The sequence below is a fragment of the Streptomyces hygroscopicus subsp. hygroscopicus genome, from assembly GCF_001553455.1.
GTDB lineage: Bacteria > Actinomycetota > Actinomycetes > Streptomycetales > Streptomycetaceae > Streptomyces > Streptomyces hygroscopicus.
The window spans coordinates 1-10841 of record NZ_BBOX01000513.1 but is presented as its reverse complement, the minus strand read 5'-3'; the positions used below and the strand labels follow the sequence as shown (position 1 = coordinate 10841).

At 70.8% G+C, this 10841-nt stretch carries 10 protein-coding genes; all 10 read right to left on the bottom strand.

What is annotated here, in order from left to right; translation table 11 throughout:
- Positions 1-13: 13 nt before the first annotated feature.
- Positions 14-976, bottom strand: coding sequence for a presqualene diphosphate synthase HpnD (hpnD, locus tag AXW62_RS37690; protein ID WP_370682969.1), 963 nt, complete (start codon positions 974-976; stop codon positions 14-16).
- Positions 973-1836 carry a squalene synthase HpnC gene (hpnC, locus tag AXW62_RS37685; protein WP_060948339.1) on the bottom strand — a complete coding sequence of 288 codons (864 nt, stop codon included), beginning with the start codon at positions 1834-1836 and terminating at the stop codon, positions 973-975. Before hpnC ends, hpnD begins: the two co-directional genes overlap by 4 nt.
- A 436-nt stretch (positions 1837-2272) precedes the next feature.
- Positions 2273-3013, bottom strand: coding sequence for a TetR/AcrR family transcriptional regulator (locus AXW62_RS37680; protein WP_060948338.1), 741 nt, complete (start codon positions 3011-3013; stop codon positions 2273-2275).
- A 987-nt stretch (positions 3014-4000) separates the two neighbouring features.
- On the bottom strand, positions 4001-4861 hold the full coding sequence (locus tag AXW62_RS37675; RefSeq protein WP_060948337.1) for an ABC transporter ATP-binding protein: 861 nt from the start codon (positions 4859-4861) through the stop codon (positions 4001-4003).
- On the bottom strand, positions 4854-5789 hold the full coding sequence (locus AXW62_RS37670; protein ID WP_060948336.1) for an ABC transporter permease: 936 nt from the start codon (positions 5787-5789) through the stop codon (positions 4854-4856). Before AXW62_RS37670 ends, AXW62_RS37675 begins: the two co-directional genes overlap by 8 nt.
- Positions 5790-5868: 79 nt before the next feature.
- Positions 5869-6741 (bottom strand): glycosyltransferase family 2 protein, encoded by an 873-nt coding sequence (locus AXW62_RS37665; protein ID WP_060948335.1) that lies wholly within the window; start codon positions 6739-6741, stop codon positions 5869-5871.
- 11 nt (positions 6742-6752) lie between these two features.
- Positions 6753-7544 carry a CDP-alcohol phosphatidyltransferase family protein gene (locus AXW62_RS37660; protein WP_079115981.1) on the bottom strand — a complete coding sequence of 264 codons (792 nt, stop codon included), beginning with the start codon at positions 7542-7544 and terminating at the stop codon, positions 6753-6755.
- Positions 7510-8583, bottom strand: coding sequence for an iron-containing alcohol dehydrogenase family protein (locus AXW62_RS37655; protein WP_030840479.1), 1074 nt, complete (start codon positions 8581-8583; stop codon positions 7510-7512). Before AXW62_RS37655 ends, AXW62_RS37660 begins: the two co-directional genes overlap by 35 nt.
- Positions 8571-9308 (bottom strand): phosphocholine cytidylyltransferase family protein, encoded by a 738-nt coding sequence (locus AXW62_RS37650; RefSeq protein ID WP_030840482.1) that lies wholly within the window; start codon positions 9306-9308, stop codon positions 8571-8573. Before AXW62_RS37650 ends, AXW62_RS37655 begins: the two co-directional genes overlap by 13 nt.
- Positions 9305-10841, bottom strand: a 1537-nt coding sequence (locus AXW62_RS37645) for a DUF5941 domain-containing protein (RefSeq protein WP_060948333.1), incomplete at its 5' end; no start/stop codon positions are given. The genes AXW62_RS37650 and AXW62_RS37645, both read right to left, overlap by 4 nt.

Genomic DNA, 10841 nt, shown 5'->3' with positions numbered 1-10841 from the left:
GGGGTCGAGTGGGTCACACCGGCCTCCCGGGGCCGCGGCGCTCGACGGCGCGGGCGTCCAGCCCGGCCAGCCCGCGCACCGCCACGTACGCCTTCTCGTGTCCGGGCAGCGAGACACGGCCGCGCAGCACGGCGGTGGGGTCCCGGGCGATCCGGGCGAGCAGTCTGCGGTAGATGCCCGCCATGGCGGACACGCAGGCGCCGCTGCGCCGGTCCAGCAGTGGCAGCAGCCGGAACCCCTCGTCGAAGAGCGCCCTGGCCCGCCGCACCTCGAAGTGGACCAGACCGGTGAAATCGGCGTCGGGCGGCGCGGTGGAGGCGCGGAACGCCGCGGTGCAGCCGAATTTGGCGAGGTCGTCGGCGGGCAGGTAGGTGCGCCCGGTGGCGGCGTCCTCGCGCACGTCCCGCAGGATATTGGTGAGCTGAAGGGCGAGTCCGAGGGTGTCGGCGTAGTGCGGGGCGCGTTCGAGCTCGTCCTCGCGGGGGCCGGTGCCGGGGGCGGTCCCGAAGACGCCGAGCGACAGCCGTCCGATGGCGCCCGCCACACAGCGGCAGTAGACCTTGAGGTCGTCCCAGGTCTCGTAGGTCTGCCCGGCCACGTCCATCAGCACGCCGTCGATCAGCTCGTCCAGCGCGTCCAGCGGGATCGGGAAGCGGTGCGCGGTGTGGGAGAGGGCGACGGCGACGGGGTCGGTGTCGTCCTCCTCGATCCCGCCGCCCCGCACCCGGTCCAGCAGGGCGCGGGTGTCGGCCAGCCGGGCGCGCTTGGTCTCCGGGCTCAGGGGCCCGTCCCCGATGTCGTCGATGCGGCGGGAGAAGGCGTACAGGGCCGACATCGCATGGCGCTTCTCCGTCGGCAGCAGCCTGATGCCGTAGGCGAAGTTACGGGCCTGGTGTCCGGTCACGGCCTCGCAGTAACGGTACGCCGCGAGCACTGGCGCGGACGCGTGCGGAGATCCCTTCACGGTCCGGCTCACCCCTCTCTTCGCAGTGTCGCCCCCACCTCGCGCAGCAGGCTGAGCTTGGTGGGCCTGGGCGGTCCAGGGAGTACGTCATGTCCCGCGGCCGCGACCGCCCGCAAGGCGGCTCGCCCCCCGGCCACGAATCCGGCGAGCAGCACCTTGAGCCTGCCGTGGACGCTACCCACCAGGGGGGTGCCTTCATTCAGCAGCGCTTCGGCGCGTTCCGCTTCCCTCGCGACCAGGGCGCGCAACCGTACGCCGCCCCGGGGGGCGGCGAGGTCGGCCTCGGTCACACCGAAGCGTTTCATGTCCTCGGCCGGCAGATAGATCCGGTCCCTGCGGAGGTCCTCGGCCACGTCCTGGATGTGCTCGACGACCTGGAGCGCGGTGCAGATGGCGTCCGAGAGGCGGATCCGCTCGGGGCTGGTGGTACCGGTGATGCCGAGGACCAGCCGTCCGACCGGGTTGGCGGACAGCTCGCAGTAGTCGAGCAGCTCCTGGTAGGTGGCGTACCGCCGGACCCGCTGGTCCTGGCGGTTGGCCTCGATCAGGCCGAGGAAGGGTTCGGGGGTGAGCCCGTGGCGGCGGACGGTGGGGCGCAGCGCCCGCAGCAGCGGATGGCGCGGCTCCGCGGAGGGCTGGAAGACCCGGCGGAGATCGGCCTCGAACGCGTCCAGCATCACCAGGGCGTCGTCCGCCCGCTCCCGGTCCACCCCGAGCAGCTCGGCGTCGGCGCCACCGGGGGCCAGATCGCCGTCACCGATGTCGTCGACCAGCCGGGCGTAGCCGTAGACGGCCATCAGATCGGTGCGCCAGGCGCGGGGCAGGAAGAAGGGGGCCACGGGGAAGTTCTCGTGGGCGGCCTTGTCGAGCACGGCACGCGCCGCTTCCTGCCCACCGCTCCGGCTGCTCGACGTGGTATGGGACCCGCTGCGGTCGTCCTCCACGGTCACCGTGGACAGCCAGGCGTACGCGCGAGCCCCAGGACGCCACGTGGATCCCGGCGACCGGGCCCCGCGGGAACGCTGGAGATGGGCCGTGTAGCCAATGCCGTCACATCCCCGTTCTACACCGGTTGCCAGAGTCGGCCGATCCGGACACGCCGCTCCGTCTTGTCAACGGGCTTCCGGCCCCCGGCCCCCGAACAGGGGACAAGGACCCGGCTCCGGCATGATCCGGATGGGCATTGCCACAGCTTACGCCTCCCGGTGTACACATGTACGGGGCGATACCCCCATGTGACCTCCGAGGCGGCCCGGCCGGGTGATCAGCGGGCGCCCCCGGGCCGGTGCCCGGGGGTTTTAAGCGGCCTCAGACGACCTCTTCGTAGAACTCGGAGATGTCCAGCACACGGCACAGGTCGCGGAGCTCGAACTCGAAGAAGTGCTGGCCCTCGGAGAGCGCGAAGGACATATGCCCGAGCGCCTCCATGGAGATCACCCCGTACAGCCGCACCCAACAGCGGAGCATCACGGCGATGGCCCCGGGGGGCATGTCGACGTCCTGGTCCTCGCTGAGCGCGGTGAGCGTGCGCGCGAGCCCGGGGTCGAGCTCCTCGACCGCGGGGGCGGGGAAGCCCCGAACCCGCCACAGGTCGGCGACCAGATCGGAGTAGACGGAGCCGAAGACCCAGCTCATATGGCGCTCGGGCTTGGTCTCCTCGCGGCCGAGCCCGGGGGCCCACGGGCCGAGGATGAGCCCGAACTCATGGGGGTGCTTGATCGCCCAGACGCGCAGCGCCCGCGCGCCGCTGATCCACCGGCGGCCCGGCTCCTCCTCGGGGTGCTGACCGAGGACCCCCCGCATGAAGCGGGCCATCTCCTCGAAAATGTCCACCCGCAGCTGAAGGATGAGCGCATCCCGGCTACTGAAGTAGCGGTAGACGGCCGGAGCGGTCATGCCCATCTCACGTGCGATGGCCCGGATGGTCACATTTTCCGGGCCCTCCTGAACCAGGAGCGTCCGGGCGACGTCCTTGATTTCACGGATGGTCGCGATGCGCAGCCGCTCGCGCCGTGAGTACGGTGCGACGTGCGCTTCCCCTGGCGACACGCGTCCCCCTCCCTGATGCTGCGCCGCTCGACAACCCGGCGTACACGCACACGATACAGCGCCTCCGTTTAGTGAACAGCGGCGGCGACAGTGCCTCTGGTTCCTCTGCTAGCCCCCTGACCCTGCCACAGATCCGGCGGGATGCTGCGCCGGACGGCCCAGCGGACTCCGTCCGGGTCACCTTCGGGCACGGGAGAGCGTCCGTACATGCGTCGGACAGGCATTCGGGGAGAATGCCCGCGAGCCCTTTTCCCGGCGGCCGGTGAACCGTTGACGGGCCATTGGGCCGCGCTGTGCGGTAAACGCTTTCGGGGGGCCGCCACCACGGCCCGTCAGCGTCTTTGCCACCCGGCCGATTCACGTGCGGCACGCGGCGCGCACCGCGGTATCCCGGGGCCGGAACACCCCGGGATACCGTGGCCGATTTCCCGGAACCACTTTTCGGAAAAGCGCCGGAACCGGGCCCGGACCGGAATTCCACTTCCCTTTTCCGACGCCGATCCGGGGCCGGGAAGAGAGGCCCGCATCCAGGACTCGACCGCACCCAGGACCCGTTCGAACCCGGCACGCCCACCCCGCCCACGCAAATACTGGGGGAATCCCAAGCGGTTCCGCTCGGGCCGCTTCCGCGGCTCTCCCGCCTCCGCTCCCCCGCGACGACGTTTACGGTTCTTTTACCGTCCGTACAACCCTTCCGGCGGACGGGAAAGGGCGGAGCCCCAGCCGGGGACGGCGTAACGGACCGCCGAACGGCGCCGGCAGGCGAAACCTCGGCGGCCCGGCGCAGCGCCGCCAACGGGGCGCGGGCGGCCTCCGGCCGCCCCGTCCGGGGACGGAGACCGGGAACGGGACGGGGAACGGAGAACGGAACCGGGAAAGGGGCCCGGACCGGGAACCCCCGTGGACGGCGAAGCCCCGCCGGGGTGCCCGGCGGGGCCTGATGAACCGTAAGGGACCGGTCCTGCGGGGACCGCGTTCGTGGAGCCGCTACTTGCCGGTCTCCTTCTCGTACGCCTTGATGACCTCGTCGGTCGGGCCGTCCATCAGCAGCTCGCCCTTCTCCAGCCACAGCACCCGGTCGCAGGTGTCCCGGATGGACTTGTTGTTGTGGCTGACCAGGAAGACCGTTCCGGCGTCCTTCCTCAGCTCCCGGATACGGGCCTCGGAACGCTTCTGGAACTTCCGGTCACCGGTGGCCAGCGCCTCGTCGATCATCAGCACATCGTGGTCCTTGGCCGCGGCGATGGAGAAGCGCAGCCGGGCGGCCATACCGGAGGAGTAGGTCCGCATCGGCAGGGTGATGAAGTCGCCCTTCTCGTTGATGCCCGAGAAGTCCACGATGTCCTGGTAGCGCTCTCGGATCTGTTCCCGCGACATCCCCATGGCCAGACCGCCGAGGATGACGTTCCGCTCACCGGTGAGGTCGTTCATCAGCGCGGCGTTCACACCGAGCAGCGACGGCTGGCCGTCGGTGTAGACCTTGCCGCGCTCGGTGGGCAGCAGCCCCGCGACGGCCTTGAGGAGGGTCGACTTGCCGGAGCCGTTGGACCCGATCAGACCGATCGACTCGCCCCGGTACGCCACGAAGGTGACCCCGCGCACGGCGTGCACCTCGCGCATGCCCGGGGAGCCCTTGCGGCGCAGGATGCGGCTGAGGGCGGCGGTGGCGCTGCCCCGCCCCTTGGGGCCGCCGTTGACGCGGTAGACGATGTGCACGTCGTCGGCGATGACGGTGGGCACCCGCGCCTGACCGGGGGCCGCCTGGGCCGCCCCGCCCGCCTTGTCGGCCTTCTCCGCCTTGGCCGCTTTGTCCGCTTTGGCGGTTTTGTCAAGGGTTTGCTCAGCCACGGCCGTACTGCTCCTCTGCCTTCCAGAAGTACACGAACCCGCCGGCGCCGATCAGTACCGCCCACCCCAGTGCGAGCGCCCAGACATGCGGCGGCAGGTTCGACGAGGGATAGTCGTTGATCAGGGCGTACCGCATCAGGTCCATGTACACCGCCGCCGGGTTGGCCAGCAGGACGTCGGACACCCAGGTGTGCGCCCCCGCCTTCTTCAGCATGTGTTCCAGCGGGTACATCACCCCGGAGGCGTACATCCAGGTTCGCAGGAGGAACGGCAGCAACTGCGCCAGGTCCGGGGTCTTCGCCCCCATCCGGGCCAGGATCAGGGCCAGACCGGTGTTGAAGACGAACTGCAGCGCGAGGGCCGGAATAACCAGCACCCATGCGAAGTCCGGGAAGTGCCCGAACCCCAGCAACACGATGACCAGCACGATCATCGAGAAGAGCAGTTGCTGGAGCTGCTGGAGCGCGAAGGAGATGGGGAGCGAGGCGCGCGGGAAGTGCAGCGCCCGGACCAGCCCCAGGTTGCCCGAGATCGCCCGCACCCCGGCCATCGCGGACGCCTGCGAGAACGTGAAGACGAACACACCCGTCACCAGGAACGGGATGTACATGTCGTTCTCCATACCGCCCCTGCCGCCCAGCAGCAGGCCGAAGATGAAGAAGTACACCGCGGCGTTGAGCAGCGGGGTCACCACCTGCCACAGCTGGCCGAGTTTGGCCTGGCTGTACTGGGCGGTGAGCTTGGCCTGCGAAAAGGCCAGGATGAAGTGACGCCTGCCCCACATCTGGCGGATGTACTCGCCGAGGCCCACCCGGGCGCCGCTCACCGACAGCCCGTACTTCCGCGCCAGCTCGGCCGGGGAGAGGCCGTCGTCGGCTGATGGCGGGGCACTCACGGCTACCGCACCGTCGTGCGTAGTCTCGCTCACAGTTGACACTTTCGTCTTCAGGGTGCGCTGAGCGGGGCCGCGCCCCGGGTCGCGCCCGATGCTCTTCGATACGAGCTTGTCAGATGACAGGAGGTCGGCCCAGTCGGGTCAGGCGCCATACCGTACGCCACTTCATGGGCCGGCGTGGACCACATGGTGTCTTCCAGCCTTCCCTGAACCCTCCGAACCAGGCCCGAAGTGCGGTTTTCGAAGGACGCCTGGCCAGTGTGAGCAGCAGCCAGACGCCCAGGTAGACGGGCACGAGCAGGGCAGGAAGGTTACGCCGGGCCAGCCATACCCGGTTGCGGGCCACCATGCGGTGGTAGACCGCGTGCCTGCTCGGCGCGGTGGTCGGATGGTGCAGCACCATGTCCGAGCGGTAGTCGATCATCCAGCCGGCGTCCAGCGCCCGCCAGGCCAGGTCGGTCTCCTCATGTGCGTAGAAGAAGTCGTCGGGCAACCCGCCGACCTGCTGGAACACCGTGGTACGGACCGCGTTGGCGCCGCCCAGGAAGGTGGTCACCCGGGAGGACCGCAGCGGGTCGGAGGCGCGCAGCCGGGGCACATGGCGACGCTGGGTGACCCCCGTGTCGGGGTCGGCGATGCGGAACGAGATGATGCCGAGCTCCGGATCGGCGGCGAACGCCTGCCGGCACAGCTCGGCCGTGTCGGTGCCCGGCAGCAGCCCGTCGTCGTCGAGGAACATCAGCACATCGACGTCCGACCCGCCGGGTCCGAACGCCTCGATGCCGACGTTGCGGCCCGCCGGGATGCCCACGTTCTCGGGCAGCTCGACGGTCCGGACGCCGTCGGGGAGCGGGGGCAGCGGCGAGCCGTTGCCCACGACGACCACCTCGACCGGGTCGCCGTCCTGCTTGGCGACCGAGTCCAGGAGTGCGCGCAGCTCCTCGGGGCGATTGCCCATGGTGAGAACGACCGCTCCGACCTTCATACTGCTCACGCTCACTTGAGCCTGCTCGACGCGAGGATGGACACGAGGTGAAGAAGGGTTTGCAGCAGGGCGATACCGGCCAGTACGGCAACGCCCAGCCGGGTGAAGAACAGGTCGCCGCGCACCTGGTCCACCACCGCCACCACGAGGACGAGCAGTGACGCCTCGACCCCGAGGACCAGCCGGTGGAACTTCAGCGCCGAGGCCGCCCGGCGGGCCAGCGCCACACCGGACGAGCGCGGCTCGGCGGCCGCCTCCTTGACCGGTGGCAGACCGCCCTGGTGCCGGGCGACCCCGACCAGGTCGGTCTCGGCCTTGATCAGGACGGCGCCGAGCGCGGCGAGGGTGCCGAGGAACGCCCACAGCCAGTCGATCCGGCCGGAGCCCCACAGGTCGGCGGCGCGCAGACCGAAGCCGACGAGCACCGCGGCGTCGCACAGGTAGGCGCCGACCCGGTCCAGATACACACCGCTCAGCGAGAACTGCTTCTTCCAGCGGGCTATCTCGCCGTCCACGCAGTCCAGCAGCAGGTAGAGCTGGACCATGACCACCCCGAGCACGGCACCCGCGATCCCCGGCACCAGCAGGGCCGGGGCGGCGAGGACGCCGAAGACGGTCATCAGATACGTCAGCTGGTTGGGCGTGACCCTCGTGTTCACCAGGTGCCGGTCGCAGCGCAGCGAGATCTCGCGCATGTACAGGCGCCCGGCCCAGTGCTCACCGCTCCGCCGGTCCTTCACCCCCTCGGGGTGGACGACCGGGCGGAGTTCAGCCACTGATGGCTTGACTGACTGCTTTGGCATGGTCGGCGTATGCGTCCCTGATCGCGTCGGAAGAGAGGTCGAGGTGCTCGAGGATCGTGTAACGGCCGGGGCGCGTCTTCGGAGCGAACTCCACGACCTGGACGAACTCGTCCACGGTGAAGCCGATCTCCTCGGGCAGCACGGGCAGACCGTGCCGGTGCAGCACCTCGGCCATGTGCGCCGACTGCTCCGGCGCCCCGCGCAGATGCATCGCGAAGGCCGCGGCCAGGCCGCACTGCTCGCCGTGGCTGGCGGCGCGCTTGGGGAAGAGGAGGTCGAAGGCGTGGTTGATCTCGTGGCAGGCACCGGACGCCGGACGGGAGTCCCCCGCGACCGACATGGAGATGCCGGTGAGCACCAGCCCCTCGGCCAGCACCTGGAGGAAGGCGTCGTCGCCGACCCCGCCGGGGTGGCGCAGCACGGCCTCGCCGGCCTGGCGCGCCATCGCGGCGGCGAGCCCGTCGATCTGCTCGCCCGTCTCCCGGTTGGACAGCTCCCAGTCCGCGACCGCGGAGATGTTGGAGAGCGCGTCGCCGATGCCGGAGCGGACGAAGCGGACCGGCGCCTCACGGATCACATCGAGGTCGATGACCACGGCGATCGGGTTGGGCACCCCGTACGAGCCGCGGCCCGCGTCGTTGTCGAGGGTCGCGACCGGCGAGCACAGACCGTCGTGCGAGAGGTTGGTGGCGACGGCGACCAGCGGAAGGCCGATGCGCGCCGCGGCGAACTTCGCACAGTCGATGATCTTCCCACCGCCCAGCCCCACGACCGCGTCGTAGTGGCCCGACTTCATGGCGTCGGCGAGTTTGATCGCGTCATCCAGGGTGCCGCCGCCGACCTCGTACCAGGTCGCGCCCGGCAGCGCCGGCGCCAGCCGCTCGCGCAGCAGGGCGCCGGAGCCGCCGCTGATGGCGATGGCCAGCTTGCCGGAGGAGGAGATCCGCTGGTCGGCGAGGACCCCCGCGAGATCGTCCAGGGCGCCCGCGCGGATGTCGACGACGAGCGGCGAGGGGATGAGCCTCGTCAGTACTGGCACGCGATCTCACGGCCCTTCGCCAGGTCGTCGTGGTTGTCGATCTCGACCCACTTGACGTCGCCGATCGGGGCCACGTCGACCTTGAAGCCGCGATTGACCAGCTCCTGGTAGCCGTCCTCGTAGTAGAGGTCGGGGTCGCGCTCGAAGGTGGTCTTCAGCGCGTCCGCGAGGTCGGCGGCGGCCTCCCCCTCGATCAGGGTGACGCCGATGTACTCACCGGTCGCCTCGGCCGGGTCCATCAGCTTGGTGATCTTCTGAACGCCCTTGTCGGGGTCGGCGACGACCTTCATCTCCTCGTCGGCGAGCTGCTTGACCGTGTCCAGCGCGAGGATGATCTTCTGGCCGTTGCCGCGTGCGGCCAGCAGGGTCTTCTCGACCGAGACCGGGTGCACGGTGTCGCCGTTGGCCAGGATCACGGTGTGCTGGATCGCGTCCCGGGCGCACCACAGGGAGTAGGCGTTGTTCCACTCCTCGGCCTTGTCGTTGTCGATCAGCGTGAGCTTGAGGCCGTAACGCTGCTCCAGGGCCTCCTTGCGCTCGTACACGGCCTCCTTGCGGTAGCCGACGACGATCGCGACCTCGGTCAGACCGACCTCCGCGAAGTTGCCGAGGGTCAGGTCGAGGACGGTCGTCTCGCCGTCGACGGGCACCAGGGCCTTGGGCAGGGTGTCGGTGTAGGGACGCAGACGCCGTCCGGCGCCGGCCGCGAGCACGAGGCCGATCATGCGGGTTCTCCTGTTTCGTCGTGTACTGCGGGTGCTCCGGAGGACACCCAGAAGCGGATGCTCTCGATGAGCACCGCCAGCGCGAGGGCCGCCGCGAGAGCGGTCAACGCGATGGTGAAATCTTGGTTCTGGTCGTGCAGCAGGGCAGCGGCGGCCGTGACCAGCACCGTCCGCCCCTCGTGCCCGCCGATCGCCCGCACCAGCCGGTGCGGGGGTGCCCCGGTGCCGCCGCGGATGCGGTACACCGTGTCGTAGTGATGGTAGGCGACCGCCGCAACCAGCCCGAAAGCCGCCGGCAAGGCGCCGTTCACCTCCGAGCGGGCCGCCAGGATCAGGATGGTGCCGTATTCGGCGGCGCGGAAGAGCGGCGGCACCAGCCAGTCGAGCGGGCCCTTGAGGGGCGCGGCCACGGCGACGCCCGCCAGGACCGCGTACAGCACCGCGCAGCCGACCGGCAGCCAGGAGCCGAAACCGCCGGCCGCGGTGCTGGCCAGCACGGCCGCGGCCCCGAGGACGGCCGAGAGCGGGGCGAGGAACGAACCCGCCCCGCGGGCCGCGGCCTTGGCGACCGCCTCGGCGAGCGGACCGGAGTCCGTCAGCTCCGCGAGGGCGCGGACCGCCCGGTCGCTGCGCTCCGCCCGGCGGGTGAGCGAGCGCAGCACCCGGCCCGCGGTGGTGTAGCAGGCGGCCAGCGCACAGCCGACGAGCAGCGCGTAGAAGGTGATACGGGGGGTGGTGAACGCGGTGAGCACGGCGATCATCGCCCAGCGCTCCCCGATGGGCAGCACGATCATGCGACGCGCCCAGACCGTCCAGCCGACGCTGTCGAGGCGGCCGGAGAGGGCGGCGGTGGGGCTGGTGTTGCCGGTGGCGTCGTGGTTGGCCTCGTTGAAGGCGAAGTCCACGACGTGGCGGCAGGTCTGGAGCACCATCGCGCCGAGCGCGAGCGCCCATACGTCGTCACCGCCGCCGGCGCGGGCGGCGCCGAGGGCGAGGCCCGCGTAATAGGCGTACTCCTTGGCCCGGTCGAACGTGGCGTCCAGCCAGGCGCCGAGCGTGGAGTACTGCAGCGAGTAGCGGGCCAGCTGCCCGTCGGTGCAGTCGAGCACGAACGAGGCGATCAGCAGCACACCGGCCGAGACGAACCCGGGCCGGGTGCCGGTGGCGGCGCAGGCCGCCGCGATGAGGGCGGTGAGCAGGGACGCGGTGGTGACCTGGTTGGGGGTCAGCCCGCGCCGCGCGCACCAGCGGGCGATGTAGCGGGAGTAGGGGCTGATGCAGAAGGTCGTGAAGAACCCGTCCCGCGACTTCACGGCGGCGCGCAGCCGCACCCGCTCGTCGTCCACCGCGGCCACGGCGTCCGCCGCCGTGGCCCGCTCCCGCGCGTCCGCGGGCACGGCGGCGACGAGCACGCCGAGCTCGGGCCGGTGGACGGGGACGCCTTCGGCGTCGAGGCGCGCGGCGATGTCGTCCACCCAGGAGTGGGTGCCGGTGGCGCCCGGGGCGGTGGCGCCGGGGCGCCCGGGGCGGCAG